Origin of the sequence: Parasphingorhabdus sp., assembly GCF_049667325.1 — a bacterium.
Taxonomy (GTDB): domain Bacteria; phylum Pseudomonadota; class Alphaproteobacteria; order Sphingomonadales; family Sphingomonadaceae; genus Parasphingorhabdus.
Map to the genome: position 1 here is coordinate 1 of NZ_JBATHY010000135.1, position 26,332 is coordinate 26,332.

Annotated in this window: 26 protein-coding genes; 13 read left to right on the plus strand and 13 right to left on the minus strand. The window is 57.0% G+C overall.

Annotated features, from left to right (window positions below; genetic code table 11):
- The 3 genes from WBM93_RS06410 to argE all read left to right on the plus strand — a co-directional run.
- Positions 1–1,615, plus strand: a 1,615-nt coding sequence (locus WBM93_RS06410) for a DUF885 domain-containing protein (RefSeq protein WP_424429721.1), incomplete at its 5' end; no start/stop codon positions are given.
- A 75-nt stretch (positions 1,616–1,690) separates the two neighbouring features.
- Entirely contained in the window at positions 1,691–3,202 is a 1,512-nt protein-coding gene (locus tag WBM93_RS06415; RefSeq protein ID WP_424429723.1) for a DUF1570 domain-containing protein, read from the plus strand.
- A gap of 266 nt (positions 3,203–3,468) precedes the next feature.
- Positions 3,469–4,632 (plus strand): acetylornithine deacetylase, encoded by a 1,164-nt coding sequence (argE, locus tag WBM93_RS06420; protein WP_424429726.1) that lies wholly within the window; start codon positions 3,469–3,471, stop codon positions 4,630–4,632.
- A gap of 1 nt (position 4,633) precedes the next feature.
- Here the strand turns inward: argE and WBM93_RS06425 are convergent, their stop codons facing one another.
- Complete coding sequence (locus WBM93_RS06425; protein ID WP_424429729.1) at positions 4,634–6,010, minus strand: mechanosensitive ion channel domain-containing protein; 1,377 nt, start codon at positions 6,008–6,010, stop codon at positions 4,634–4,636.
- A 201-nt stretch (positions 6,011–6,211) separates the two neighbouring features.
- Here WBM93_RS06425 and WBM93_RS06430 point away from each other — a divergent pair, with 201 nt between their 5' ends.
- Together WBM93_RS06430 and WBM93_RS06435 are read left to right on the plus strand one after the other, a co-directional pair.
- Positions 6,212–7,273, plus strand: coding sequence for a fatty acid desaturase family protein (locus WBM93_RS06430; protein WP_424429732.1), 1,062 nt, complete (start codon positions 6,212–6,214; stop codon positions 7,271–7,273).
- A gap of 58 nt (positions 7,274–7,331) precedes the next feature.
- Complete coding sequence (locus WBM93_RS06435) at positions 7,332–8,264, plus strand: YeeE/YedE thiosulfate transporter family protein (RefSeq protein ID WP_424429735.1); 933 nt, start codon at positions 7,332–7,334, stop codon at positions 8,262–8,264.
- On the opposite strand, the gene WBM93_RS06440 is transcribed toward WBM93_RS06435, so the two are convergent.
- Genes WBM93_RS06440 through WBM93_RS06455 form a run of 4 tightly spaced genes read right to left on the minus strand, consistent with a single transcriptional unit; the run spans position 8,236 to position 11,368 of the window.
- On the minus strand, positions 8,236–8,778 hold the full coding sequence (locus WBM93_RS06440; RefSeq protein ID WP_424429738.1) for a DUF1003 domain-containing protein: 543 nt from the start codon (positions 8,776–8,778) through the stop codon (positions 8,236–8,238). The two genes, WBM93_RS06435 and WBM93_RS06440, sit on opposite strands and share 29 nt — an antisense overlap.
- 42 nt (positions 8,779–8,820) lie before the next feature.
- Positions 8,821–9,300, minus strand: a complete 480-nt coding sequence (locus WBM93_RS06445) for an asparaginase domain-containing protein (protein ID WP_424429740.1) — start codon at positions 9,298–9,300, stop codon at positions 8,821–8,823.
- Positions 9,300–9,788, minus strand: coding sequence for a DUF3291 domain-containing protein (locus WBM93_RS06450; RefSeq protein ID WP_424429742.1), 489 nt, complete (start codon positions 9,786–9,788; stop codon positions 9,300–9,302). Before WBM93_RS06450 ends, WBM93_RS06445 begins: the two co-directional genes overlap by 1 nt.
- Positions 9,785–11,368, minus strand: coding sequence for a lysine--tRNA ligase (locus tag WBM93_RS06455; RefSeq protein ID WP_424429745.1), 1,584 nt, complete (start codon positions 11,366–11,368; stop codon positions 9,785–9,787). The genes WBM93_RS06450 and WBM93_RS06455 overlap by 4 nt, the downstream gene beginning before the upstream one ends.
- A gap of 87 nt (positions 11,369–11,455) precedes the next feature.
- On the opposite strand from WBM93_RS06455, the gene WBM93_RS06460 reads away from it, so the two are divergent.
- The 3 genes from WBM93_RS06460 to WBM93_RS06470 are packed head-to-tail and all read left to right on the plus strand — an operon-like array spanning position 11,456 to position 15,300.
- A complete protein-coding gene (locus WBM93_RS06460) occupies positions 11,456–12,025 on the plus strand; it encodes an NnrU family protein (RefSeq protein WP_424429748.1) in 570 nt (189 codons plus the stop codon).
- The gene (locus WBM93_RS06465; protein ID WP_424429751.1) at positions 12,026–14,761 is read left to right on the plus strand and encodes an ATP-dependent DNA helicase; all 2,736 of its coding nucleotides are present in this window, start codon (positions 12,026–12,028) and stop codon (positions 14,759–14,761) included.
- Entirely contained in the window at positions 14,758–15,300 is a 543-nt protein-coding gene (locus WBM93_RS06470) for a SixA phosphatase family protein (RefSeq protein WP_424429754.1), read from the plus strand. Before WBM93_RS06465 ends, WBM93_RS06470 begins: the two co-directional genes overlap by 4 nt.
- A 28-nt stretch (positions 15,301–15,328) precedes the next feature.
- Here WBM93_RS06470 and WBM93_RS06475 read toward each other — a convergent pair whose 3' ends face one another.
- Complete coding sequence (locus WBM93_RS06475) at positions 15,329–15,715, minus strand: MerR family transcriptional regulator (RefSeq protein WP_424429757.1); 387 nt, start codon at positions 15,713–15,715, stop codon at positions 15,329–15,331.
- 30 nt (positions 15,716–15,745) lie between these two features.
- Entirely contained in the window at positions 15,746–16,045 is a 300-nt protein-coding gene (locus WBM93_RS06480; RefSeq protein WP_424429760.1) for an integration host factor subunit alpha, read from the minus strand.
- 123 nt (positions 16,046–16,168) lie between these two features.
- Between WBM93_RS06480 and WBM93_RS06485 the strand changes: the two genes are divergently transcribed.
- The gene (locus WBM93_RS06485) at positions 16,169–16,966 is read left to right on the plus strand and encodes a thioesterase family protein (protein ID WP_424429763.1); all 798 of its coding nucleotides are present in this window, start codon (positions 16,169–16,171) and stop codon (positions 16,964–16,966) included.
- Positions 16,967–17,440: 474 nt separating this feature from the next.
- Here the strand turns inward: WBM93_RS06485 and WBM93_RS06490 are convergent, their stop codons facing one another.
- Positions 17,441–17,605 (minus strand): DUF1328 domain-containing protein, encoded by a 165-nt coding sequence (locus WBM93_RS06490; RefSeq protein ID WP_424429766.1) that lies wholly within the window; start codon positions 17,603–17,605, stop codon positions 17,441–17,443.
- 98 nt (positions 17,606–17,703) lie between these two features.
- On the opposite strand from WBM93_RS06490, the gene WBM93_RS06495 reads away from it, so the two are divergent.
- Both WBM93_RS06495 and WBM93_RS06500 read left to right on the plus strand, forming a co-directional pair.
- Entirely contained in the window at positions 17,704–18,174 is a 471-nt protein-coding gene (locus tag WBM93_RS06495; protein ID WP_424429768.1) for an MgtC/SapB family protein, read from the plus strand.
- A gap of 46 nt (positions 18,175–18,220) precedes the next feature.
- A complete protein-coding gene (locus tag WBM93_RS06500; protein WP_424429771.1) occupies positions 18,221–18,412 on the plus strand; it encodes a DUF3008 family protein in 192 nt (63 codons plus the stop codon).
- A gap of 84 nt (positions 18,413–18,496) precedes the next feature.
- Here the strand turns inward: WBM93_RS06500 and WBM93_RS06505 are convergent, their stop codons facing one another.
- A complete protein-coding gene (locus WBM93_RS06505) occupies positions 18,497–18,865 on the minus strand; it encodes a PRC-barrel domain-containing protein (RefSeq protein ID WP_424429774.1) in 369 nt (122 codons plus the stop codon).
- A 253-nt stretch (positions 18,866–19,118) separates the two neighbouring features.
- On the opposite strand from WBM93_RS06505, the gene WBM93_RS06510 reads away from it, so the two are divergent.
- Positions 19,119–21,398, plus strand: a complete 2,280-nt coding sequence (locus WBM93_RS06510) for a PAS domain S-box protein (RefSeq protein ID WP_424429777.1) — start codon at positions 19,119–19,121, stop codon at positions 21,396–21,398.
- 43 nt (positions 21,399–21,441) lie between these two features.
- Here WBM93_RS06510 and hemN read toward each other — a convergent pair whose 3' ends face one another.
- The 4 genes from hemN to WBM93_RS06530 all read right to left on the minus strand — a co-directional run bounded on the left by hemN (position 21,442) and on the right by WBM93_RS06530 (position 25,319).
- A complete protein-coding gene (hemN, locus tag WBM93_RS06515) occupies positions 21,442–22,755 on the minus strand; it encodes an oxygen-independent coproporphyrinogen III oxidase (protein WP_424429780.1) in 1,314 nt (437 codons plus the stop codon).
- 89 nt (positions 22,756–22,844) lie between these two features.
- The gene (locus WBM93_RS06520; protein ID WP_424429783.1) at positions 22,845–23,546 is read right to left on the minus strand and encodes a Crp/Fnr family transcriptional regulator; all 702 of its coding nucleotides are present in this window, start codon (positions 23,544–23,546) and stop codon (positions 22,845–22,847) included.
- A gap of 88 nt (positions 23,547–23,634) precedes the next feature.
- The gene (locus WBM93_RS06525) at positions 23,635–24,855 is read right to left on the minus strand and encodes an NnrS family protein (RefSeq protein ID WP_424429786.1); all 1,221 of its coding nucleotides are present in this window, start codon (positions 24,853–24,855) and stop codon (positions 23,635–23,637) included.
- Positions 24,855–25,319 (minus strand): hypothetical protein, encoded by a 465-nt coding sequence (locus WBM93_RS06530; protein ID WP_424429789.1) that lies wholly within the window; start codon positions 25,317–25,319, stop codon positions 24,855–24,857. Before WBM93_RS06530 ends, WBM93_RS06525 begins: the two co-directional genes overlap by 1 nt.
- Before the next feature lie 104 nt (positions 25,320–25,423).
- Here WBM93_RS06530 and WBM93_RS06535 point away from each other — a divergent pair.
- On the plus strand, positions 25,424–26,332 hold a 909-nt coding region (locus tag WBM93_RS06535; RefSeq protein ID WP_424429791.1), incomplete at its 3' end, for an alginate export family protein.

The following is a 26,332-nucleotide window of genomic DNA, read 5'->3' on the forward strand; positions in this document are numbered from 1 at the left end:
ACGCTATGCCGACCAGCTCGGCGACTATATTTCCGACGAATATTTTGCCGGTGAAAAAGCGGCCGAGCAATCCCAGCTTGCCGAGTTGATGAAACTGGACCGCGGCAAGCTGAGCGAGACCGACAAGATCGCCTATGATGTTTTCATGCGTGACAAAAAACAGGCCCTGAAAGGTTACACCCCTGAGATTATGGCGCTGACGGTCGTCCGCCCGCTTAACCATTTCAGCGGAGTTCATACATTCTATCCCAATTTTGCCTCCGGCAAGGGCGGCGCGCCGTTCAAGACGGTGAAAAATTACGAGGACAATCTGAAACGCCACAAGCAGTTCATCATCATCGGTGACCGCTCGATCGGACGCTTCCGCGAAGGCATGGAATCCGGCGTGGTCGAAACCAAGCTGACGATCAACAATGTCATCGAGCAGCTCGCCACCCAGATTGCACTTGGCCTCGACGGCAGTCCGCTGATGGCGCCGACAAAAAATTTCCCGGAAAGCTTCAGCGACGCCGACAAGGCGCGCCTGACCAAGGAATATGCAGCTGCCACCACCGATATTTTTGCCGGTTATCAGCGCATGCATGATTTCCTGAAAGATGAGTATCTCGCGGTCGCTCGCGAAGAAGTCGGCTTGTCCGGAATGAAGGGTGGCGCGATTCTCTATGAAAACATGATCGAGAACACGACCACCTTGCCGCTCAAGGCCGACTATATCCACAATCTCGGCCTTAGCGAAGTGACGCGGATCAAAACCGAGATGGAAGAGATAAAGGACGAGGTCGGTTTTGACGGCACGCTGCCGGAGTTTTTCGAATTTCTCCGGACCGACGAACAATTCCACCCGGAATCGCGCGAAGCGCTGACTCAGGCTTATTATGACATAGGCAAGAAAGTCGACGCCCGCATTGGCGAACAATTCAAGGTCTTGCCAAAATCGCCGCTGGAAATCCGGCCCTATGACGAATCGATCGAAAAATTCCAGGCCGGCGGCTCCTATCAGAGCGGTACTCCCGACGGTTCCCGTCCCGGCGTCTTCTATTTCAACGCTTACGATCTGCCTTCGCGCAACACCTCGGGCATCACAACACTCTACCTGCACGAAGGCGCGCCCGGGCATCATTTCCAGATTTCACTAGCGCAGGAAAATGCCGAGCTACCCAACTTCATGCGCTTTGGCGGCAACACTGCCTTCGTCGAGGGCTGGGCACTCTATTCGGAAAAACTCGGCTTCCCGATGGAATTATTTGACGATCCCTACCAGCGCTTTGGCCATCTCGACGATGAAATGCTCCGCGCTATGCGGCTGGTGGTCGACACCGGACTGCACAGCAAGGGCTGGACCCGCGAACAGGCGATCAAATATATGCTCGACAACAGCAGCATGGGTGAAACCGATGCCACCGCCGAAGTCGAACGTTATATCGCCATTCCCTCGCAAGCCCTGGCCTACAAGATCGGCGCGCTGACCATTCAGCGGCTGAAAAAGGAAGCACAGGATGCGCTCGGCGACAAGTTCGATCCGCGCGAATTCCATGATCAGGTGCTCAACACCGGCGCTCTGCCGATGACCGTGCTCGAGACAAAAATCCGCGACTGGGTCGCTTCGCAAGGCTAAATATTTTTGTTGAACTAATCATTGCCCTTATACTTGATCCCGACTTATGGGTGGGACGAGTATAGGGGCATTTTTATGATACGTGTTTTTCTCGTTTTCTGCATTTCTGCAATGATTATGCATGCGCCAGCCCAAGCGGCATGGCACGAGGCAAGCAGCGATCATTTTCTGATATATTCGGATCAAAAAGAATCGGATATCAGGGCATTTGCCGAACGTCTGGAGCGTTATCACGACGCGATGCGCTTTCTGTTCAATCGGCCAACAGACAAACCCAGCCCGTCCAATCGCGTAACCATCTATGCCGTCAACAGCGCCCGTGACGTGCGCGAACTCGCCGGAGAGGGCAGCAAATATCTCCAGGGATTTTACGTCCCCCGAGCAGGCGGATCTCTCGCGGTAATTCCGGAAGTGAAGGCCGGCCGCTACGAACTCTCCGAATCCGAGTCGGTATTGCTGCACGAATATGCTCACCACTTTCTGCTGAGTGTATCGGCGCGCGCCTATCCTTTGTGGTTTAGCGAAGGCTATGCCGAATTTTTCGGGACGGCAAAATTTGGCAGTGACGGGAGCGTCGGCCTTGGCCTTTCTTCCAAGAATCGGGCTTATGAACTGGCGCTGGCGAAAGACGTGCCGATCGAGATGTTGCTCGACACGCAAGCTTATCAGGCCAATAAATCCAAACGCTATGACAGCTTTTACGGACAAAGCTGGGCGCTATATCACATGTTGCATTTCTCCCAGGAACGCAAAGGACAGCTGGAAGCCTATTTGCTGGCAATGGCAAAGGGGCAAACCGAAATGGCGGCCGCTGCCGAAGCCTTTGGCGACATTTCGCAACTCGACAAGGATCTCTCCAGCTATCTCAGAAAACGCAAAATTCTAACCTATAATATTCCTCCGGACTATCTGAAAACCGGCGAGATCAATATCCGTCCTTTGAATGCCGCTGAAGCAGAGATCATGCCGGTCCGCATTCGGTCCAAGCGCGGCGTTGATGAGGAACAGGCCACCGCCTTGCTCCCCGAGGCCCGGGCGGTTGGCGCAAAATACCCGAATGATCCTTTTGTGCAGGCGGCATTGGCAGAGGCCGAATTCGATGCGGGCAATGACAAGGAGGCTGTCGCGGCGGCCGACCGGGCCATTGCTGCAAACCCGCGCGCGATCAATGCCCATATCCAGAAAGGCTATGCTCTGGCCCGGATGGCTCCCGATGCGGAAGAATTCGATGCGGCGTGGGAAGCGGTGCGTGGCCAGTTTGTAAAGGTGAACCGGATAGAAAATGACAATCCAATTCCCCTGATGCAATTCTACATGAGCTACCGCGGACAGGGCATCACCCCTCCCGAAATAGCCGTGCAGGGCCTCCAGCGCGCGCTTGAACTTGCACCCTATGATCCGGAGCTTCGCTGGATGAATGCAAACCAGTATATGGCGGATCGAAAATATGCGTGGGCAGCGGCAACATTGGGGCCGCTGGCGAATAACCCGCACCCGTCCTCCCTGTCCGAAATGGCGCAAACACTGATGAAAGAAGCCGAGGCGAAAGCAGCGCAGGCGACGAATGCGGAGAAGGCAGCCGACTGAGACGTCCGGGGAAACCCCCGAGGATCAGCTCACCCGCATGACTGCGCTTTGTTCGCTTCACGGTGTCCGGAAATTCACAATGTTTAGCCCCTTCTCTCCAGAGGAAGGACCAAACGAAATTTCCTGTCCTACAGGTCCGCGAAGTGATAATCGTCCCCCATGACCACCAATGTAATATCTTTCAATCAACCGCCAAATTCTGCCATTCTGGGGCCAGTCCCTTTTCTTTCTTTTAACACTGTAAAGTTTGTAAAGTTCATATCCCCATGACCAACAATCTCATCCCCGCCGCGCGCGATATTCTGGGTGCATTGATCGCCTTTGACACCACCTCGCGGAACAGCAATCTCGAGCTAATCGCATGGATCGAGGACTATCTTGGCGAACACGGAGTCGCATCGATGCGGGTCATCAACGCGGATGCATCGAAGGCCAATCTCTACGCCACCGTCGGCCCGATGCGCGAAGGCGGGGTCATATTGTCCGGCCATAGCGATGTCGTGCCGATTGACGGACAGGACTGGCACAGCGATCCGTGGACGGTGACCGAGCGGAACGGCCTGCTCCACGGGCGCGGAACGTGCGATATGAAAGGGTTTATCGCACTCGCTCTGGCCGCTGTGCCGTTGTTCAAGAGCGGCAAGCGCCCGGTCCATCTGGCTTTCAGCTATGATGAAGAAGTCGGCTGTCTCGGCGCTCCGGCGATGATCGAGGAAATGGCAGCCAGATTACCAAAGCCGGCTTTGGCGATTATCGGCGAGCCGACGATGATGAAGGTGGTCACCGGGCACAAGGGGATCACCGTCCACGAAGTCGAAGTCCTGGGGCACGAGGCCCATTCGAGCCTCCCCCATCTCGGCATTTCGGCCAATATGGTGGCGGTGGAGCTAATGCACGATCTGGCCGGACTGGCGAGGACCCTGTGGGAACAAGGCAATCCGGATTCGCCGTTCAATCCGCCCCATGCAACGCTGACCATCGGTACAATGGAAGGCGGCACCGCCGCAAATATCCTCGCTCGCCGGGCGCATTTCGTGTTTGACTTGCGCTGCCCTCCGGATGTCGATCCCGAGGCGGTGCTGGCGCCGTTCAAGGAGAAAGTAACGGCGCTGAACAAAGAGATGCGGCGGGCTTTCCCGGAAGCGGGCGTCACCATCACCCGGCTGTCCAACGCCCCGCCTATGGCACCTGCCGGTTCGCAGGAAGCGGAAGATTTTGTCCGCCGCCTGACAGGCGACAATGGGCCGGCAGGAGTAGTCTCCTACGCCGCCGAAGCCGGGCAGTTTCAGCAAGCCGGCTTTGCTACCGTGATCTGCGGCCCGGGATCGATTGAACAGGCCCACCAGCCTAATGAATATCTGGCGGTCGATCAATTTGCCCGCGGCGCGGATTTCATGCTGCGCCTGGCGGAGGAACTGTCGCGCCAATAGCTCACTCGGTCGGCCGGTCTTCGTCCAATATATCCTGCTCGCCGGCAGCAGCGCGTTCTTCCGCAACTTTTCTGCCGATATCATCGTCACGGCTGACATCTTCCATCGCAAGATCTGGCTGCGCCTCTTGGATGGCCGGCTGGCTCTTCTTACTGGTGCCACTGTCAACATCCTTGGAAGCACGCGCGATCTCGAGCGGTGCACCGCTGTCGAAACGCAGCCGGTATATCGGTTCCGGCAACCCGAAACCTTCGGCCTCCAATACGTTCATCACCGCTCTGATGGCAATGCTGCGGGCCTTGTAGAAATCGCTATGTGTCTGATCAATCCAGCCCAGAAAACGAATGATGATATTGGAATCGCCAACCTGTTCCAGCCGCGCGCTGGCGTCGGGATCATCGAGCACGAAGGCAAGCCCCTGCAGGGCTTCCAGACCAATATTCATCGCCGCCAGCGGGTCGTCTTCGGCATCGACGCCCAGTTCAAAATCAAACCGACGTTCGGGATTGGTGGAATAATTGAGGATCTCGGCCTTGAACACGGTGCTGTTGGGAATGCGCAAGTGGTTACCGTCGAGCGTCATCAATATCGTCGCCCGCGAAGTCAGGCGGATGACATGGCCTTCACGGTCGCCGATCACGACATGGTCATTGGCGCGAAACGGCTGGCGGATCGAAAGCATGATGCTCGAGATATAATTGTCGACCGTGTCGCGGATTGCAAAACCGATCGCCAGACCGAGCACGCCGGCGCCGCCGAGGATCGCACCCATCAAGGCGGTCGCTTGCAGCACATCAAGGGCGATGATCAGGCCGACAACAACAAAGACGACCCGGATGCTGGTCGCCATCAGTTCGGCCATGAATATGTTCGGCGCAATCCGTCGCCACAGGCCGGTCATTCCGGAGAGAAGCCGGCCCAGCAACCAGAACAGGATGAATATGACCAGAGCTATGCCGAGCAGCGGCAGGATGTTGAGAAATTTCTGGAGATTGTTTTGCAGCTTGTCGGTCACCGGCTGCAGATTGTCCGCAACATCCAGATTCCGCTCCAGCGCGTTTTCAACCGTGACCACGCCCGCCACCCGGGTGGCGATGCTTTCCGCGCGATCGGCGTCGGCCAGCGCCGGTACATCGCCGGTCATCGCCACTACACCGGCATCAACCTTGACCCGGACGCCTTTCAAGGCATCAATTTCGTTGAAGATTCCCTCTATGCGCTCCTTGATCTCGACATCGGTCGGCGAAATGGTCTGCGCCTCGATAACCGGCTGCGGGTCGACCGGCTCGGCAGGGCTTTCGATACCGGGCAATTCGATCTGGGCATGGGCCGAGGGTGCCAAAAAACCTGTCAGCAGAATGACAAAACACGCCAGCATTACAAGCTGCGCCGACTCGAACCGTTGTCCAAATTGCCTGAATTGCATCGCGACCCCCGTATTTCTCATCCCGATCATGGCATGATTGCCATACTAACTACTGGCAGCGCAAAACGTTGCCCCAAGCATGTCGTAGCGTCACGTCGCAAATTTGTAAAATCTTCAGAAAACCGGTATATTGGGGCCAACGAGAGGACCGCTATGCCCGCAGTCAAGGCCGCCAAGCCAAACGAGATTTTCGCCCGCGACGAGTGGGCCGAACTGACCCGTGTTTCGCGCTGGCACGGTCTGTGGCTGGCGCTCCACGCCTGGCTGATGGTGGCGCTGATCACCAGCGGAACCGCGCTGCTGTGGCAATGGCACTGGCTCGCCGGGCTGATCGCATCCCCGCTGGCCATCGCGCTGGTCGGCGGTCGGCAGCTGGGACTATCGATCCTGATGCACGAAGCCGCCCACGGCCTGCTCCATCCCAAGCGCAAGATCAACAATTTCACCGGCCAGTGGCTGACCGGAGCGGCGACTGGTAGCGACCTGCACAGCTATCGCACCTATCACCTGACCCACCACCGGTTCACCCAGCAGCCCGAGGATCCCGATCTCGGGCTGTCCGAGGCTTTCCCGACCACGCCGGCGAGCATGCGGCGCAAGATCATCCGCGACCTGACCGGCCAGACGTTTTTCAAACAGCGGGGCAATCAATTTGCAGTGGCGTGGAAGGGCTTGAAAGCGATGCTATCGGGTGCAACCGATACCACACCGTCGGCCAAGCGCGATACATCGGCCGGGACACCGCTCAACCGCAACGGCGCTGCCGGCGTGGCTGCGCCTGTGGTCAATCTCGACGGTGCGAAACGGACGACGCAGACCGTGGCGCGGTTCCTGCTCATTCAACTCACAGTATTGGCGGTCAGCCTGGCGACCATCGGGATCATTCCGTTCCTGATCTGGATCGTCGCGCTGGCGACCAGTTTCCAGCTGATCCTGCGAATCCGCAATATCGCCGAACATGCCTGCACTACGACGGGCGGCGGTGATCCGTTCAGCCATGCCAGGACAACCCGCGCCAATCTGTTGATGCGCATGACTCTGGCGCCCTATTGGGTCAATTTTCATAGCGAGCATCATCTGTTCATGGGCGTGCCCTGCTACAATCTCGCACGGGCGCACAATCTGTTGATCGCCAAAGGCTATGGGCCGCGGATGACGATCGCCAACAGCTATGCCGAGCTATTGCGGACGGTTACCCGGCCGCTAGCGGCTTAGGCAAATCTGCCCCGTTCATCCTGCATTGTGAATATGCAGCGATGCTCTAAACAGGGATATGCCTTCCTATTACGTCATCGCGCTCGCCTTCATCCTTGGGTTTGCCCTTAGCCGGGCAGCGACCTGCACGGTGGCAGCGACCGACCGCTGGGTCAATCAGGGCAAGCTGGACTGGCTATTCGGCTTGACCGTCGTCGCAAGCTGGGCCGCGATCATGCTGTTCCTGCTGGTTAAATGGACCGGCCGCGTCCATTTGCCGCTCGATATCGCACTCAACGGCCAGCTGTTCTTCGGTGCGGGGATGATGGGGTTGGGAGCGATCATCAACCGGGCCTGTTTCATCGGGACCGTGGGCTATATCGGGACCGGCAAATTCAGCTACATCCTTAGCTTTATCGGCCTCGGCTTTGCCTTGTGGCTGGCGGGAGGAAAGGGTCTCGATCTGTTCGGTCCAATAACCTTTCTTCCGCGAACGACGATCGAACAGACTCCGGCCAAACAAATAGCACTGGGACTGTTTGGAATGATCGCGCTGGTTAGCCTCTGGCTGGTCTTGATCAAGCGCAAATGGACCTATGTAGCCCTGATCACCATCGGTGTCTGCGCGGCGACAATCTATGGCACGCGACCCGAATGGGCCTACACAGCTTTGCTCAACAGCTTTTTGCAAGGTCAGGGTCTCTCGGTTGGAAAAACCGTCGAACTGGCGGTCGTTGCCCTATTCGCCGGCGCGATTATCTCGAGCTGGCTCAAGGACCGGTTCAAACCGGAATGGGGTGGCTGGAAACTGGCGTTGACCAATCTGGCCGGCGGCTTCCTGATGGGAATCGGGGCCAGCGCGGTTCCGGGCGGAAATGATGTCCTGTTGATGTGGACGATTCCGGGACTGACCTTTTACGGACTGGTCGCCTATCTGACCATGATCGCGACGATTGCAGTCGCCATGCTGATCGGCAAACGATTTAGTCCGCAGTCTTCACCGCCGCCTTGATCTCCGCAAGGTCGGCTTCTAGCTTGGTGATTTTCTCGAGCATCAGGAGGTCGATTTTTTCATGCAGGCGGATGATGTCAATTTCTGCCCGCAGATTGACCTCGTAATCATGTGCGGCGGCAATCCGGTCCTTGTTGGAGGCGCGGTTCTGGCTCATCATGATGATAGGTGCCTGAATGGCTGCCAGGGTCGACAGCATCAGATTCAGAAAGATGAAAGGATAGGGATCAAAGGCGGCGTTGAACCGGGTTAGAATTTCCGAGTTCAGCAGCATCCAGCCGAACAGGACGACCGCAAAGGCGATGATGAAACCCCAGGAACCGCCGACAGCGGCAACCCGATCAGACAGGCGCTCACCGAAACTGGCCTGCTCATCTGCAAGATTGCCGGCGTCATCCGCAACTATCTCGCGCGCCACAATCGCTTCCAGAACACCCCGTTCTTCGCGGGACAGGGACGCCAGTGGTTTGTTGAGCAATTGCTCGCTGAGTTGCTCGACCGTGCGCCTTTTCATCCCGACCTCCCCGTTTGCTGCTGCCAAATCCTCAACGTGATTCTATTCCGTGATGAACCGGTGTGCCGAGCGATCCTTGCGCGTTTTCGCCGGGTCGAAAATCTCGCCATTCATCGCGATATAGACACCGGGTGGTAGAGTCTGGGTTGCGGCCAGTGCGAAACCGACGTTGAACTCGGCATCGCTGTTCCGCAAGGTTGCTGGCTGCATAGCGCCCGTTATCACAATGGTTTTGCCGGCAATATCGGCTAGCACGAGCCCGGTTTGGACCATCGTGTCGGTACCGTGGGTCACCAGGATCATATCGGCATCGCTGGCAACAATTGCCGCGTGAATATCGCGACGATCGGCATCGGTCAGTTCCAAACTGTCCTTGCGCATCAGCTGCGTCACCCGGTGGGCAACGTGGACATTATTCTCTGCCAAAATGTCCGGCAAGGGCGTCGGGCCGATATGATATTCGGACAAGGCATCGAAATAGACCTTGTCGATCGTACCACCGGTGGTGAAAATATCGATCATCAGGCGCATTCGTCCAGAACCGGGATGGCCGGCGTACCGTCAGGCGCATCAAAAGGTTTGGAAAAGGTGAAAGCCTCTGCCGTGGGACCGGCTTCTTTGAGCAACTCTATCTTGGTCAAACCTTCATCGACGGTGGGAACATGATCCACCCGCACCCACCACAGGGCCTGATAGACCTCCATTTGCTCGGCCCAATCCCGGCGGCGGCGCATTACCGCGAGGTGCTCCGTATTTCGGTAGACATAATCACCGAGCGATTGGATATCCTGCCAAACCGACATGTTCACCGCAAGACGGGGATCATCAGGCACCGGATCAATATCAATTGCGTCGTTGCCTTCACCCACCAGCCGCCACACAAAACCAGGTGCCTGGTCGGCAACCGCGTTGACCGGATCCAGTGCGGCCATGAAGTCGGCGTTGGCCGGATCATCCTTCGGCTTCTTGAACCGCAAAATGTTGATTTGGGCGAGATGATAACCGTTCATGCTAAAGCCTCCTCAATCAGTTTCCGGGTATTGGCGATGCCGTAGAGCGCAATGAAGCTGCCCATCCGGGGTCCCTGCGGGGAACCGAGCAGAGTCTCGTAAAGCGCCTTGAACCAGTCACGAAGATTTTCGAAGCCGCCTTCCTTGCCAATCGTGTAGACGATGGTCTGGATGTCCTCTGCCGGAGCATGGTCCTGCATACCGGCCAGTTCTTTGTCCAGCCGTTCCAGCGCCGCAACTTCGACGCCCTCAGGCTTGCGTCGTTGCAGAGTCGGAGCGATGAAATCCTTATGATAAGCCATCGCATTGCCGATCAGCTCGTCGAGATCAGGATATTTCTCCGCTGTCGCATCCGGTGCATATTGCCGCAAATAGCCCCATATCTGGTCACGATCAGCGTCACCCATCACACCGACGAGATTGAGCAACAGGCCAAAAGTCACAGGGATCGTGTCAGTCGGGACGTCACCATTGTGGACATGATGCACCGCATTGCCGAGCCGCTTTTCCGGTGTCTGCTCGTGCCAGAGGGCGCGAGACTGGAAATATTCGTCGACTGCTTTCGGGATGACGCCGAGGTGCAGTTGCTTGGCTGATTTGGGTTCGCGAAAGATATAAAAAGCCAGGCTGTTTTCGGAGCCGTAGCGCAACCAGTCATCCAGACTCAGGCCATTGCCCTTGGATTTGGAAATCTTCTCGCCTTTTTCATCGAGAAACATTTCGTAGATCAGGCCTTCAGGCTTGCGTGCGCCCAGCGACTTGGCAATCTTGCCCGACTGCACGCCGCTGTCGGTGAGATCCTTGCCATACATTTCATAGTCGACGCCCAGCGCGGTCCAGCGCATCGCCCAGTCGACTTTCCATTGCAGTTTTGCTCCACCGGAGAGGATGTTATGCTCGATCATTTCGCCCTGATCCTCGAACCGCACGGTCCCGGTTTCGGCATCGACGATCTCCACTGGCACCTGCAGCACATGACCGGTTTTCGGGCTGATCGGGAGTATTGGTGAGTATGTCGCCTGGCGCTCCTTGCCCAATGTCGGCAGCATGATGTCCAATATCTGCTGATTGCGAGCCAGCACCAGTTTCAGCGTCTCGTCAAACGCACCGCTCTGATATTGCTCGGTTGAAGAGATGAATTCATAATCGAAGCCGAAACGATCAAGAAATTCGCGCAACATCGCATTATTGTGAGCGGCAAAGCTTTCATGGTCGGTTTCAAAAGGATTCGGAACCTGAGTCAGCGGCTTGTGAAGATGTTCGGCCAGCATATCCTGATTGGGAACATTGGTCGGAACCTTACGAAAGCCATCCATATCATCGCTGAACGCGATCAATCGGGTCGGATTACCGGTCAGCGTTTCATAGGCGTGACGCACCATCGTGGTACGCAAGACTTCGTTGAATGTCCCGATATGCGGCAGACCCGAGGGACCATAGCCGGTTTCAAACAGCATCGGTTCGCCATTCGGCTTGGGCGCGGGTGCACCGCGCTCGCCGCGATAGCGTTTGAGCAGCTTGCGCGCTTCTTCGAACGGCCATGCCTTGGAATTCTCTGCTGCTTCACGATAGTCGGTCACAAATTTGTCCTCTTCAGTCGTTGCTGCGCAAATAGTAGCCTTAGCCGATATGGCAAGGTAGAACGCAACAAAAGCGGGAGATTGAACATGGAAATGCTGATCATTGGGGTTTCATTGTGGAGCCTGGTTCACTTGATGAAGTCGGTCACGCCGTCATTGCGCGGCTCGATTCAGAACGCAATCGGAGAAGGGCCGCACAAGGGTCTGGTTGCTTTGACATTGCTGGGTTCGCTGGCATTGATGATTCTAGGCTGGCGCTCGACCCCGGCGGAATTTGTCTATGACCCGCCAACATGGGGTCGCCATGCCAATATGGCGCTGATGTTCGCCGCTATCCTGCTGCTCGGCGCAGCGCAGGGCGCATCTCGGATACGTCAATGGATCCGGCATCCGATGCTGACCGGCGTGCTTGTCTGGGCAGTCGGCCATTTGCTCGCCAATGGCGACCACAAGTCGCTGGTATTGTTCGGCGGTCTCGGGCTGTGGGCGCTGATCTCGATCATCACCGTGTCGAGAAACGAAGGCCCTTGGGTGAAACCAGCCAAGATCGCGAGCTTTGGTCGTGAATTACTGAGCCTGGCCATTGCTGCCATATTGTACGTCATTCTTGTATTCATCCATCCCTGGATCGCTGGCGTACCAGTCGTCGCCGGCTAGATGGTTACGCCGCTCCCCTATCCCGCGCTTCATGCCAGCCATAGCGGCATCTGGCTTTGCTCAAGCGATGGCGAAACCCGCGCGATAGGCAAGGGCGAGGCCATTGGCCGTGTAGCGGAAACACCGCATATTCTGCTCAACGCCCCGCTTTTGGGACAGCGACTTGGCTATCCCGATCTGTCCGGTCTGGATCTTCTGGAGCTATTCGCCTTCATCCATCCGGCGCAGTTCGTCGTTCCAACGCCGGCTGGACTGGCTAAGACACTCGGCCTTAAACCGCCTGAGCAAGAGGCCGATATTGCGGCGCTTTGTCGGCAGGCAGCGAGCCTCTTATTGGAAGGATTGGAAGCACCTTTCTGGAAAGAACGGGAAGGGGCATGGAGCAGCGCACAGGCGCTGTATCGGCTGCGCTGGCCGTGGGCGCAGGAAGTGGGACGCAAACTGGAAAAACCAGTCGAGGCTGAGCGCTGGCTTTTCTCCAAATTGCAGGAATGGGAAGAAGAAGCACCGCGACCAGCCCCGAGATCGATCACAGTGGACCGGGGCGAGGCACTAGCCACGCTCGACGCTCTGACCGGCGAAGGCTCAGAGGATCGGCAGGGCCAGAAAAGCTATGCCGCCGCGGTTTCCCAGATTTTTGACCCGCGCAAGATCAAGGGCGCGCCGAATATGTTGCTGGCAGAGGCGGGCACCGGAATCGGCAAGACGCTCGGTTATCTGGCACCTGCGGCATTATGGTCTCGCCAGGCCGGAGGGGCGGTGTGGATTTCGACCTTCACCAAGGCCTTGCAACGCCAGCTCGATAGGGAAACCCGCCGCATCTATCCAGACGAAGAGACGTTTCGCAAGAAAGTCGTGGTCCGCAAAGGGCGGGAAAATTATCTCTGTCTGCTAAATCTGGAAGATGCGCTTCAAGGTGGCTTTACCGGACGCGCGGCGATCCTTGCCCATCTCGTCGCGCGCTGGGCCGCCTATAGCAAGGACGGCGATATGGTTGGCGGCGATCTGCCCGGATGGCTCACCACTCTGTTCCGTCGCAACGGCGCCACCGCGCTGACCGACCGCCGCGGAGAGTGCGTTTATGCCGGTTGCCCGCATTATCGCAAATGCTTCATCGAGAAAGCCGCGCGGGCAAGCCAGCAGGCCGATATCGTCATCGCCAATCACGCGCTGGTCATGGTCAACGCCGCCCGCGGACGCGAACAGCACAGCCGGCCCACCAGGCTGATTTTTGACGAAGGCCATCATCTTTTCGACGCCGCCGATTCGATGTTCGCCGCGCGCCTTTCCGGACAGGAAGCGATAGAGATACGGCGCTGGGTGATCGGACCGGAAACCAAAAACCGTGGCCGCCGTCGTGGCCTCGCCGCGCGCCTCGCCGATCTCGCGTCCTATGACGAGGAAGGCGCGCGCGCGATCGAAAGCGCCCGCCATGCAGCCGAGGCAATGCCCGGCGACGGGTGGCTTCAGCGGATCGGTGAAAGCGAACCTTTCGGCCCGATCGAAGCATTGCTCCACGAGGTCCGCGCGATGGTCTTCGCCCGCGACGAGAGCCAGAGCGCCGATGCCGGTTACGGGCTGGAAACCGAATTGACCGATGTCGAGGGCCCGATGATAGACGCGGTCGCCAATGCGGCCGAGGCGATGGATGCCCTGCTCAAACCTCTGGTTCGTCTCGGCCAGCGGATCGAACATCTGATCGAGGAAGGCCCCGACTGGATGGACGCACAGGCCCGGGCGCGGATGGAGGGCGCGCTGTCGAGCCTCGGCTGGCGCTGCGATACATTGTCAGGCTGGCTCTCGCTCCTGTCCCGTATCGGCGGCCCGGCCGATCCCGATTTCGTCGACTGGCTGATGATCGACCGCTATGAAGGCCGCGAATATGACGTCGGGATTTGTCGCCACTGGCTCGACCCGACCATCCCGGTCACGGAAGTTGTCACCAAACCCGCTCATGGCGTGATGATCACCTCGGCGACGCTCAAAGGCGGCGGCGGCTGGGATACCGCCCGGGCGCGGAGCGGTGCTGTGCATCTCGAACATCCCGCCGCGGAATTCGAAGTCGCCAGCCCGTTCGACTACCCCAATCAGGCAAAGGTCATCATTGTCACCGACGTGAAGCGCGGCGATATGGCGGGGCTAGCCGGTGCCTATGCCCAATTGATTGAAGCCTCCGGCGGCGGAACGCTCGGTCTTTTTACAGCGATAAGACGGCTGCGCACCGTCTATGCCCGGATCGCTGACCGGATGGCGCAAAGCGGGCTGCCGATCTATGCCCAGCATGTCGATCCTATCGATACCGGCACATTGGTCGATATTTTCCGCGACGATCCCAAGGCCAGCCTGCTCGGCACCGATGCCCTGCGCGACGGCGTCGATGTCCCCGGGCAGAGCCTGCGTCTTGTGGTGATGGAATCGGTCCCGTGGCCGCGCCCCAATATTCTCCATCGTGCGCGCAAACTGGCTGGTGGTGGCAGCGCCTATGACGACCGGATCATTCGCGCACGGCTGGCCCAGGCCTTTGGCCGGATAATCCGCCGGGCCGATGACCATGGCCATTTTGTCATCCTCTCCCCGTCTTTTCCCTCGCGTCTGTTCACGGCCTTCCCTGAAGGCACGCCGATCGAGCGCATGCCGCTGGAACAGGCGCTGATGGAGATCCGCAAGGCGACATCAGAAATGATCGATTCCGGTCTTTCAACTGAAACAAGTTTGATGCATGGCAATCGGAGATGAAAAAGCTCACACTCCTGCGCCACGCCAAATCCAGCTGGGACGATCCGGTCGAACGTGATTTTGACCGGCCGCTCAACAAGAAAGGCAAACGCGCGGCAGCGGTGATGGGCCGGTTCATCAAGCAAAACGGATTGGCCTTCGACCAGATTCTCGCGTCCCCCGCCGTGAGAGTTATCGAGACACTCGAAAATGTCGAGGAAGCGAGTAGTCTGGCGATGGAGCCGACCTGGGACCGCAAAATCTATCTCGCCTCTTCGGCCACCCTGCTCGATGTGCTGCGCGGCGCTCGTGCCGAGGCCGGACATATCTTGATGGTCGGTCATAATCCGGGGCTGGAAGATCTGGTCTTTGATCTTGTCCCCGACGACGGAAGCTCTCCGGCTCGCGACGAGGTTGAAACAAAATACCCGACCGCAACGCTGGCCGAGATGACGCTCGCCATCGACAATTGGGACGATATCTCCGAAAAATGCGGTACGCTGGACCGTTTCACCCGGCCGCGAGATCTCGATCCCGAACTCGGACCGGATTATGATTGAGACCGGTTTCCCGAGCCCGTCGCGGAGACTAAGCCTCGTTTAGCGCATGTGAAAGCTGGTCGCGGATCGATTTCAGCTCTGCCAGGATCAGACTCTCATTCTCTTGCGCATTGGCCATCATTGGCAGAGCGGCAGCGGCCATTTGCGGGGCATCCTCGACCATCTCCGGTCCTCCGCGTCGCGAAGCCAGGAATTTGCGGGCACCCTTGATAGTATAGCCTTCCTCGTTGAGCAGGCGGTTGATCGTCTTGACCATCTCGACATCTTCGAGACGATAATGACGCCGTGCGCCGGCTCGCTTGAGCGGCGACAGCATTGCGAACTGGTCTTCCCAATAGCGCAATATGTGGGGTTTGATGCTAAGCTCTTTCGACAACTCTCCGATGGTCCGGAAAGCCCCTTGTTCCTTGGTCATACTATAATCCCCCCGGGTTCGCTGGGTCGGTTAACCGGCAGCGATAATCCTGTCGCGCATCGTCTGACTGGCGCGGAAGGTCAACACCCGGCGCGGCGCGATCGGCACTTCAACGCCGGTCTTGGGATTCCGGCCAGTGCGTTCTCCCTTGTCGCGCAGCACGAAGGTGCCGAACCCCGAAACCTTGACATTTTCGCCATCGACCAGCGCCTCGATCATATGATCGAGAATCGATTCAACCATGACCGCGCTATCGGCACGCGACAGGCCAACCAGCCGGTTCATTGTTTCAGCCAGATCGGCGCGGGTCAGGGTGTTTGTATAGCTCATCACAATATCTTCCATCAAGAGATTGAAAACTCGCCAAAGGCATAAATCAAATCCACGCTTTTGTAAACGTTGACGGCAAACTTACCAGTGGATTTCAGCCGATTAGCTCGATATGCGGAGACTATGACCGATAAACATCCCCAGCCTGTTGCCCTCGCCGAACTGCTCGATCAATGCGGGCCCGGCGGAAAAGATCATCCCGTGGTTTTGCCGCAAAGCTGGACGCAAGGCCGAACCGCCTTTGGTGGGCTGTCCGGGGCCCTTGCCTATCACGCAGCCAGCCATATCGAGGACCACCTGCCGCCGCTCCGGTCGGCACAGATTGCCTTCACCGGCCCATTGTTCGGGGCATTGACCGCGGAAACCGCCATGCTGCGCCGCGGCAAAAATACCGCTTTTGTCCAGTCGGATATATTTGGCGACAAGGGTCTCGGCCTCCATTGCAATTTCATTTTTGCCGCGCCCCGCGTGACAGAGGTCAAGACGCTGGACATCGTCCAGCCAGATTTCCCCCCGCTCCCCGATGGCGAGGACCTGCACAGCGGTCCGGCGCAATTTTTCACATCGAACATGGAATATGTCGGCAAGCGGATTGACACCAGCACTAAGACCAATCGCCTGACCCGCTGGATGCGGCTGAAACAACGCGACGGGCTCGACCCGGTGGCTGAAATCCTCTGCATGTGCGACAGCCTGCCGCCTTCGGTGATGGGATTGCTCGACAAAAACGCGATGGTCAGTTCGATGAACTGGCAGATCAACATCATCGCCGAACAGCTTACGACCCAGGACGGCTGGTGGCTGATCGATTCGCACACTCACCATGCCGATCATGGTGCGAGCAGCCAGTATATGAGCATCTGGAACAGCCGCCGCGAACTGATGGCGACCGCGATGCAGAGCGTAGCCTATTACGCCTGATGAAACCGGGTGCCGGAATTCGCGCGCTGTCCGCTTGATTCAGCGGCGACGATAAAGTCCCAGGGTCACACGGGTCACACCCCCTAAAGCGGAAAGTCGCTTGGCGGCGGATAAGGCCAATTTGGTGGTTAAAAGGACATCGGTCTCCTTATGATTGGGGCAGACACGCACGGATCGGAAGACGTCGCGGCGAGGTGCACGGGCGCCCGCCCGAGGCACAGCTGATGCTTCTTGGTCATGAGTCGGATTTATCAGATAGCGGCTAGTGTAGGAAAGGACCGATTTGGGCGGACATGTGGGGGACATCCATTGGATAGCCATGACTGGTCAACGGTGCCTCTTAAAATTAGATTCTGCTCAGGAGTTGTTCCTCTTTTTACCGTGTTCCGATGCGATTCAATCACACCGCCATTCCCATTGAAAATGGATAGGCGTGATCGGCACCGCGATCACGCCTCCATCTCCCGCCTCCGGTCAGGCACGTCGCATGAAATGCGCGATCAGACCGATGACGAAAAGGACCAGGAATATATAGAAGATGATTTCCGCGATCCCGGCTGCGGCCCCGGCGATACCACCAAAACCAAGCACGGCTGCGATAACCGCGATCACAAGAAATATAATAGCATAGCGTAACATCGGATAATCCTCCTGATTGGTGTTCGGTTTACGCGCCGGCGGCAAAAAGGTTGCTGACGCCTGATGCAACCAACTCCGCCTTTGCGCTTTTCAGCTAAATGACGGATATTTTGGCAGGTCCCGAAGCTATCAGCTTGTCCGACGCCTTGTGGCGGTTGGGAGCAGCGACGCTGCTTCCTTTTCTGATCGGTCTCGAACGATTTTTGCGACGGAAACCGATCGATTTCCGGCCCTTTGTGATCATTTCCGTTGCCGCCTGCGGACTGGCGATCGGGGCCATGGAACTGGTCGAATCGAGCGTTGATCCGCGCGCGCAGATTGACCCCAGCCGGGTGTTTGAAGGGGTGATTACCGGAATCGGGTTTTTGGGCGCGGGCGCGATGTTCCGTCGCGGCAGTTTTGTCCAGGGGGCGGGATCCGCCGCAGCGATCTGGGCAGCCGGGGCGATCGGTCTGATATGCGGATTCGGAGAATTGTGGCTGGCGCTGATCGTCACTGCCATCATCCTGGTCCTGCTTATCGCCAGCAGCCCGTTCACCGCGAAATGGGATCCTGGCGAGGATGAATAGCGAAGCCGAAGATCAATCAACCACATAAAGTAAAAAGGAGAGCGATATGCCTGCAAAATCAAAAGCCCAGCAGAAAGCAGCCGGTGCCGCCTTGTCGGTCAAACGCGGCGATAGCAAAGTCAGCGATCTGAAGGGGGCTTCCAAGGAAATGTATGACAGCATGACCGAAAAGGAGCTGGAGGAAATTGCCAGCACCGATCATGATGGCCTGCCCGATAAATTGGACAACGCTGACTAGCGGTTGAGCGACGCGGAGAGAGTGAAATCGAATAAGCCGGGCGACCAAAAATCGCCCGACTTTTTATCGTTTACAAGAGGGTGATCACCAATAAGGGGTGACGGTCCAATAATCATAAACACTGGTCTGATAGTCGCGGTCATAAGCGCGATCGGCATTGTTGCTTGCGAAGCGCGGCGCGTCTTTCAGCTGCTCCTCGGTCACATCGAGTCGATACCCGCCAAGGTCCGTATCATAGTCCAGCTTGGACCAGGGGATGCTGTGATGCTCGTTGCCGATGCCGAGAAATCCTCCGACCGAGAGAATCGCATCGGTAACCTGGCCACCGCGTTTTTCAATCAACAGCTTTTCCACAGAACCGATTTTGTCGTTATCGGCTCCATAAACGGCTGTGCCTTCCACACGATCGCTGCCGATCAGATCACTGTTTTTTTCTTTATCTCGTAACATCATATCAGGGTCCTTTCATTTACAGTTATCCAGGCCGCCAACCATGCCAAATTGGGGGAGGCAAGCGCTTGGTGACCTGTCATATCAACAGAATAGCGCGCTATCGGTTCCATAAAAATCAGGGCTGTTTTTCTACCTCCCGAATGCAAGATCCCACCGCCGCGTGAGTCAAGCGAGGATCAAAACATCCTATTGCAGGAACCGCGCGAACGTTTTAACGATATGTCCTGATAAATGGCCTATGGGAGGCTAACTGATGGTGCAGACAACACGACCGCCAAACGCCGACGAATTGTCTTTCGCTTCTGTACAGGCCAAGCTGGCCTCCTGCTCCAAAGTGGTAGGAGAGGCATTTTTTCCGGTGATGGTCGAAGCGCTGGCCGAGGCGCTTTCGGTGCGATGGGTGTTTTTGTCTACGCTTCACCCTATCGACCACGGAAGAGTATGTACCATCGCGGTCTGGGACAACGGCCCGGCGAAGAATTTCGAGTATCAGCTGGAACATACGCCTTGCGCCGATATTGTCGCCCAAGGTGCCTGTTGTTTCCCGGACGATATTGTCAATCTGTTCCCACAGGACCAGATGCTGAAGGATATGGACGCAAAGGGCTATGTCGGAACGCCGCTTCGTTCTTCGACAGGAGAAGTTTTGGGTTTGCTGGCTGCGCTTGACGACAAGCCCATTGCATCTGCCAAACAGGCTGCAGAAATAGTCGAGCTGTTTTCCGGGCGCGCGGCCGCAGAGCTGGAACGCCTGGCAACCGCTTCGCTTAACGAACGGCTGGGACGAATTGTCGAGGACTCGGTCAGTGAAGTCTATGTTTTTGACGCCAACAGCTATAATTTTGAACTGGTAAATCGCGGCGCCCGGGAAAATCTCGGCTATTCGATGGAGGAGCTTCGCGAACTCACTCCGTGGGATATAAAGCCTCAATATAGTATGGAACAATTCATTGAATATGTGACGCCGTTGCGGAACGGCGAGGTGCCGACCCAGCTGTTTGAAACTGTGCACGAGCGCAAAGATGGTACATATTACGATGTCGCGGTCCAGCTGCAATTTTTTCCGGGCGTCGAGAATCTTTTTTACGCCTCGATAACCGATATTACGGATCGCAAGCGTGCGGAACAGGCCCGAGCCCATCTCGCCGCAATCGTCGCGTCCTCCAGCCAGGCGATCATTTCCAAGACACTGGAAAGCACAATTACAAGCTGGAACGACGGTGCCGAAAAAATCTTCGGTTACTCGGCCGGGGAAATGATCGGCAAATCCATTCGCCTTCTGATACCGGCCGATCGTCAAACCGAGGAAGACGATATTCTTGCGCGTATGACTCGCGGCGAGAAAATAAGCAATTACGAGACCGTACGTGTGTGTCGTGACGGGCGCCAAGTGGACGTAGCGGTCAACGTATCGCCGATTTTCGATGCCGACGGCAAAATCGTGGGCGCTTCGAAAATTGCGCACGACATCAGCGAGCGCAAACAGGCCGAAGAGCGCGAGCGCATGCTGATGGGCGAGGTCAACCACCGGGCGAAAAACATGTTGACCCTCGTCCAAGTCATCGCACGACAGACTGCCGCGAATGATGCCACGACTTTTGCACAGCGCTTCGAAGAGCGCATTCTCGCGCTCTCTGCCAGCCACGACGTTCTCCTGACCAGTTGCTGGCAGGATATACCGCTGGAAGAACTTGTGCGATCACAGCTTGCTCATTTCCGGGACACATTCGGATCGCGTATCAAATTGTCCGGGCCTGCGCTCAAGATCACCGCACCGGCGGCTCAGGCCATCGGAATGGCGGTGCACGAACTCGCTACCAACGCTGCGAAATATGGCGCGTTATCAAACGAAGACGGTGTCATTGAAATCACATGGAAGCTGGCGCCAAGCGCCGGACCGGAACAGGGGTTTACGATGACCTGGACCGAGTGCGGTGGACCCGCAGTCGAGAAGCCGACGCGAAATGGCTTCGGTTCCACGGTGATCGGGCGGCTGCTCGCGGCCAGCCTTGAAGGGGAAGTTGATCTGGATTGGCGACCAACCGGTCTTGTCTGCCAGATATCATGTCCTGCCGACAAGGTTATTAGCGGCTCGGCGACGCCCGTTCAGAAAACGGACTCGGTAATCCAATTACGGCAACCGCAGCCAGAGACTACACGCCGCATTCTGGTCGTGGAGGACGAGGTGCTGATCGGAATCGAGATTGCGGAAATATTGAAGGACGCGGGGTTCGATATTCTCGGCCCGGTAACTACTGTCCGCGGAGCTCTTAAACATCTCGAGAAAGAGTTGTGTGACGCGGCTGTGCTGGACATCAATCTTGGTAAAGAAACGTCCGAGCCGGTAGCAAAACTACTTTCCAGTATGGGAACGCCCTATCTCTCGGTCTCGGGTCGCGGAGTCGAAGATCGGCCTGCGGCCTTTTCAGGTTCTCTGCACCTTTCGAAACCCATCCAGTCGGGGCGCCTGGTGAAGGAGCTGGGCCAGATGCTGGATGCTGCAGCGGTTCCGGATCCGAGCCCGCCGCACTGAGTTGGATATTCCTTCTGCTTGCGGCGGTCGCTGACGATTGCATCTAGTGCGCTGCGATTGTCTCTTGTAGCGCGCGAAACTGGTCAAAGAGACAGGCGATGTGCCGGGCATAAGGCCGACCTGCTTCGGTAATCACCAATTTACCTTCGCGCTGGCAGGTCAGGCCTTTCTGCTCAAAGACATCGAGCATTTCTGCTGTCGGCAACATGCTGATCGCCCCGGCGTCGACTTGCCCCTGACACAGCAACGACGAGATAATCCTACCCCGCTCTTCTGCTTCTTCATCGACGCCCACACCCCGGATGACCGCAACATTGTCTGACGAGATCAGGGACCGATACCGCCCCACATTCTTTTCATTTTGCACCATTAGCCCGGGCAAGCTGCTGATCCCGCTGGCACCGAAGCCGAGCAAGATCTCGTTCGGATCATCGGTAAAACCCTGAAAATTGCGATGCACCCGGCCTTCGGCTGCCGCGATGGCGAGCGAATCTGTCGGCAAGGCAAAATGGTCAAAACCGATCGCGACATAGCCGGCCTCGGTCAGCCTCTGATAGCCGAGCTCACTTTGTTCAAAGCGTAGCGCTGCATCGGGCAGGTCTTTGTCATCAATCCGCCGCTGTCGTGGGATCATGTCGGGCATATGGGCATAGCCGAATAACGAAATGCGGCTTGGTTTCAGCTGAATCGCCTGTGTCAGCGTTTCGTCCAGATCCTGCAACGATTGCTTGGGCAGACCGTACATCAGATCAAAATTGATCGCGTCAATTCCACGCAGACGCAAAGCCGAAACAGATTTTTCGATATCGGTGAACGGCTGGACACGTCCTATGGTTTCCTGGACATCGGGTGCAAAGGTTTGAACGCCCAGACTCACTTTTCCCACATTCGAAGCCGCCAACGCCAAGGCCCATTCAGAGGTAAAACCGCGCGGATCAATCTCGACCGAAATTTCCGGCGTTCCGGCATCAAATATCGTCGTGATCCGGTCGAGTAGGCGGACAAATTCAACGGTCGTGATGGCGTTCGGGCTACCGCCGCCGAATGCAATGTGGCGCACTTTGCCCCGTCCGCTCAGCAAGCGTCCGATCAAAGCAAATTCGCTTTCGAGCGCATCCAGATAAGCTGTCAATCTCTGGGTTTTGCCGGCCGCTCCGGTATTGCATCCACAATACCAGCAGATCGACTGGCAATAGGGAATGTGGACATAAAGCGACAGCGGAGTTCCCGACGGCATGTCGCACAAGGCCCGAATATATTGGTCAGCGCCAAAGCCATTCTCGAATTCCACAGCAGTAGGATAGCTTGTGTAGCGGGGTACCGGTTTTGCCAGCAATTCTGGATAATAAGGCCACATGCTGAAGGTGGTAAGCGGGTGTACTACGCCGCGCTTTGATCTCGGTCAAAACGCACACCACAAAATAATCTGACCAGATTGGCCTGTGCCTATGCTACTTCTGCGAGGGCTTTCAGCCGGTTGCGGTCCTTGATAACGACCGTGCGCCGGTCAGGCAGGTCGATGATCCCTTCCTTCCTGATGCGGGTAAATTGCCGGCTCACGGTTTCGATTGTCAGGCCCAATATATCCGAGATTTGCTGCCGGTCCATCGGCAGCGCGAAACGATCAAGATAAGGTGTAGCCGGGCTACAGCCATCCATAGTCAGGCGATCAGACAATTCGATCAGCAGAGTAGCAATGCGTTCGGTGGCAGATTTCTTGCCCAGCAAGGTCATCCACTCGCGCGCGCGGTCGAGTTCGTCGAGGGTCCGCTGGAGCAGTTTATTCTGCAAGTCGGGATGTTCCCGCGCAAAGCTGTCAAAGGAAGACCTTGCAAAGACGCAGACCTCTGCATCGGTCATTGCGGTCACCCGATAGGGGCTTTCCTTGCCAAACGGGCGGCCGATAAAATCGGACGCATACATGACGCTCACGATCTGCTCACGACCGTCCTGGAGGTTTACCGAGAGCTTGAGTACGCCGTCGATGATATTGGCGACGACCGGAGCCGGATCACCCTCCCACAAAAGTGTCTCGCCGCGCTTGATCGTCCGTTTACGACCAATCTTCCCTAATAACTGCAGTTCATCAGCTTCGAGGCTGGCGCAAATCGCGCGGTTACGGACAACGCATGTTGAACAATCGCTCATGTTTGCTGACTAGGCCCGGGTAGCGACAAACGCAACAAACCGATGTTTCTTCAACTGTGATTTGTTCCGGAATATGCCCGGTTGCCGTTTAACCGGCTTTTCCATCCGCCCGCTTTGTCAGGTAAATCCGCGCCTGCCGCACAGTCCAGGGTGTGACGAGCAATATCCAGACACCCCCCGCCAGGACAAACCAGTGGCCATGCTCTCCGCGGACACCGGCGACAATTCTGGCGATAGCGGAAAGCTGAATTCCCGAGAAGGCAAGCCAGCTTAGGCGGTTCATCGCCAACGGCCGGCCGGAATGCCCCAGCGTCACACGCGTGACCATTGCAATCACAAGGCTACCCGCCATCCCGATATAGAGCGCGTGAACCGGTGCTTTACCCAGACCGAAGCCGAACCCGGCAAACTCAGCAAAACTCACGGTCGCGATCAAAGCGAATCCGATCGGTGCCCAGGCAAAACCCCATATCAGGACCATGAAAAGACCCGGAGCCTGCTGCCGTGGCCACCAGCGCCACAGCATTGTCGCAGTAAGTGTAAATAAAGCGGCGGCGCTGACAAATTGCAGATCATTATAGCCACAAATTTGCATTACAAGATGCGCCATCAGAAAGACCCACAGCAGCGCCAGCAGCCAATAAGGTCGCCAGACCACATAGTCTTTGACAACATTGCCCGCAAAAAACGGGATCATCCGGTGGGCGACGGTGAAGAATATCGGCAGCAGAAAGCCGAATGTTCCGAGGCTGCTGGCGATCTGATAAGCCTGAGCATCGAGCGTCAGCAGGAATTTCACCGAGAAACCGAGTCCTGCCAGACCGAAGCATAGCGCCGCGAACGCCGACCACCCATGCCACGTCGGCCCCTTGCCATCGCGTCTTTCTGCTGTGAGTAGCGCGATCATATGCCACAAGGCGGTCAGCCAACCGAGCCCGGCAATGCACAGGCCAATCGCCAGCAAATTATTATTGCCGCCGACCAGGGCAGTCCATGCCACTACAGACGCGATGATAAACGCGCTTCCGATGGGAACATATTGCTGCTGATCGAGATCGGGATAGCCGATCCAGCGCGGGAAGACGGTCAGCAGAAAGCCGAAGAAGAAGGACGGAACCATCAGGAACAGCATCACCGGTGCATGTAGAAGCGATGCTGGACCCTCACCTGAAGCGATGCCGATCGGCCAGATATAAATATCGAAAAGCGTCACCGTCCACCAGATCATCAGCAACGCAAAATTCAGAACGCCGGCGAGGAACAGCGGGCGATGGGCCGCGGCAAAAACGACGGCGAGACGCACAAGCATCAGATGAGCCCGTGGCTGCCGGCAACAGCGCCGATGACGGTTATAATCCCCAGAATATTCAATATTTGATGCACCCTTTCCAGCCGTGCAAAATCCCGCCCGGGCTCTTTGGACTCTGCCATCCGGCGATGGAGAAACAAAGGCTCCAGCACAAACAGCATGATCATGAACAATAGCCAGACTATCGCCATCGCGTGCATCCACCAAAAATGCGCGCCCAAGAACCGATCCCACAAGTCGGCCCGCCAGGTCATCCAGAACCCGCTCGCGCCAGCCAGCAGGACCCAAATTTTTGCTTGCCATGCGAAACCGTTCTCCAACCTGTGAAAGGCCGCCAGCCGATCATCGGGCTTTGACTGACGCCGGATCGCCGGCATGGCAACCATCGTCACGAACGCAACCCCGCCGATCCACAGCAGGACGCTGGCGACGTGAACCACTCGTGCTATCGTGAAATCATCCATATCATTCTCTCATATGCAGCATGGCAGGGCGATAATCCCGAACAGCGAGACATCTCTTGATTTAGGTCAATTACTTCGTGCTGACCGGCCTCTACGCACCCTGCATGAAACCGATCAACAAGAACAATTTTATCGCCCTGGCAGTTGCTGCCGCTGGCTGCCTGGCCAATCCCGCCCTCGCGCAGGAAAATACCGAACCTCAGGCTGAAAAAAAAGCGCCCTCTATCACGCCCTATGCCGATATCCGCTATCGGCTGGAACTGGTCGATCAGGACGGCATAGCGAAGAATGCAACGGCTTCTACCCTGCGGATGAGGGCAGGTTTGAAAACCGGTGAATGGAACGGGTTCAGTGCCGTCGTCGAGGGAGAAGCGATTGTCGTGATCGGCAAGGAACGTTTCAACGACACGATCAACGGACAGGCGCAATTCCCGGTCGTCGCCGATCCGGAGGACTTTCTTTTGAATCAGGCCTATGTCCGTTGGCGTCCGGATAGCAGGATCGAGGCGACTGTCGGGCGGCAAGTCGTGAATCTGGACAATCAAAGATGGGTCGGCTCGGTCGGCTGGCGCCAGAATGACCAGACGCTTGATGCGGTCAAGATATCGATCAGGCCGGTCGCTGATTCTTCTGTGGATTATTTTCATGCCTGGCGCGTCAACCGTATTTTCGGAACCGACTCCCCCCAGGGCATCTGGCGGAACACGGATATCCATGGATTGCGCGGTGGTTTGAAAATCAAGCCTCTGGGAACCCTGTCGGCTTATGGATACTGGCTTGACATACCGTCTGCTCCATCCATGTCGTCGCGCACCTTCGGCGTCCGGTTAACCGGCGATCAGCCACTCAACCAGACCACGAAAATCCTCTATACTGCCGAATATGCCAATCAGCAGGAACATGGCTCGAATCCCCTGGTCTTCAGCCATGATTACTGGCTGGCCGAGGCAAGCCTCGTTGCTGGCTCCGTTACCGCGAAAATCGGTTTCGAGCGCCTGGAAGGCAATGGGGCC

Bases quoted from the DNA above. Each gene is read 5' to 3' on its own strand.
- WBM93_RS06415 (WP_424429723.1), top strand. From the start codon at position 1,691: ATGATACGTGTTTTTCTCGTTTTCTGCATTTCTGCAATGATTATGCAT.
- argE (WP_424429726.1), top strand. From the start codon at position 3,469: ATGACCAACAATCTCATCCCCGCCGCGCGCGATATTCTGGGTGCATTG.
- WBM93_RS06425 (WP_424429729.1), bottom strand. From the start codon at position 6,010: ATGCTGGCGTGTTTTGTCATTCTGCTGACAGGTTTTTTGGCACCCTCG.
- WBM93_RS06430 (WP_424429732.1), top strand. From the start codon at position 6,212: ATGCCCGCAGTCAAGGCCGCCAAGCCAAACGAGATTTTCGCCCGCGAC.
- WBM93_RS06435 (WP_424429735.1), top strand. From the start codon at position 7,332: ATGCCTTCCTATTACGTCATCGCGCTCGCCTTCATCCTTGGGTTTGCC.
- WBM93_RS06440 (WP_424429738.1), bottom strand. From the start codon at position 8,778: ATGAAAAGGCGCACGGTCGAGCAACTCAGCGAGCAATTGCTCAACAAA.
- WBM93_RS06445 (WP_424429740.1), bottom strand. From the start codon at position 9,300: ATGATCGATATTTTCACCACCGGTGGTACGATCGACAAGGTCTATTTC.
- WBM93_RS06450 (WP_424429742.1), bottom strand. From the start codon at position 9,788: ATGAACGGTTATCATCTCGCCCAAATCAACATTTTGCGGTTCAAGAAG.
- WBM93_RS06460 (WP_424429748.1), top strand. From the start codon at position 11,456: ATGGAAATGCTGATCATTGGGGTTTCATTGTGGAGCCTGGTTCACTTG.
- WBM93_RS06465 (WP_424429751.1), top strand. From the start codon at position 12,026: ATGGTTACGCCGCTCCCCTATCCCGCGCTTCATGCCAGCCATAGCGGC.
- WBM93_RS06470 (WP_424429754.1), top strand. From the start codon at position 14,758: ATGAAAAAGCTCACACTCCTGCGCCACGCCAAATCCAGCTGGGACGAT.
- WBM93_RS06475 (WP_424429757.1), bottom strand. From the start codon at position 15,715: ATGACCAAGGAACAAGGGGCTTTCCGGACCATCGGAGAGTTGTCGAAA.
- WBM93_RS06480 (WP_424429760.1), bottom strand. From the start codon at position 16,045: ATGAGCTATACAAACACCCTGACCCGCGCCGATCTGGCTGAAACAATG.
- WBM93_RS06485 (WP_424429763.1), top strand. From the start codon at position 16,169: ATGACCGATAAACATCCCCAGCCTGTTGCCCTCGCCGAACTGCTCGAT.
- WBM93_RS06490 (WP_424429766.1), bottom strand. From the start codon at position 17,605: ATGTTACGCTATGCTATTATATTTCTTGTGATCGCGGTTATCGCAGCC.
- WBM93_RS06495 (WP_424429768.1), top strand. From the start codon at position 17,704: ATGACGGATATTTTGGCAGGTCCCGAAGCTATCAGCTTGTCCGACGCC.
- WBM93_RS06500 (WP_424429771.1), top strand. From the start codon at position 18,221: ATGCCTGCAAAATCAAAAGCCCAGCAGAAAGCAGCCGGTGCCGCCTTG.
- WBM93_RS06505 (WP_424429774.1), bottom strand. From the start codon at position 18,865: ATGATGTTACGAGATAAAGAAAAAAACAGTGATCTGATCGGCAGCGAT.
- WBM93_RS06510 (WP_424429777.1), top strand. From the start codon at position 19,119: ATGGTGCAGACAACACGACCGCCAAACGCCGACGAATTGTCTTTCGCT.
- hemN (WP_424429780.1), bottom strand. From the start codon at position 22,755: ATGTGGCCTTATTATCCAGAATTGCTGGCAAAACCGGTACCCCGCTAC.
- WBM93_RS06520 (WP_424429783.1), bottom strand. From the start codon at position 23,546: ATGAGCGATTGTTCAACATGCGTTGTCCGTAACCGCGCGATTTGCGCC.
- WBM93_RS06525 (WP_424429786.1), bottom strand. From the start codon at position 24,855: ATGCTTGTGCGTCTCGCCGTCGTTTTTGCCGCGGCCCATCGCCCGCTG.
- WBM93_RS06530 (WP_424429789.1), bottom strand. From the start codon at position 25,319: ATGGATGATTTCACGATAGCACGAGTGGTTCACGTCGCCAGCGTCCTG.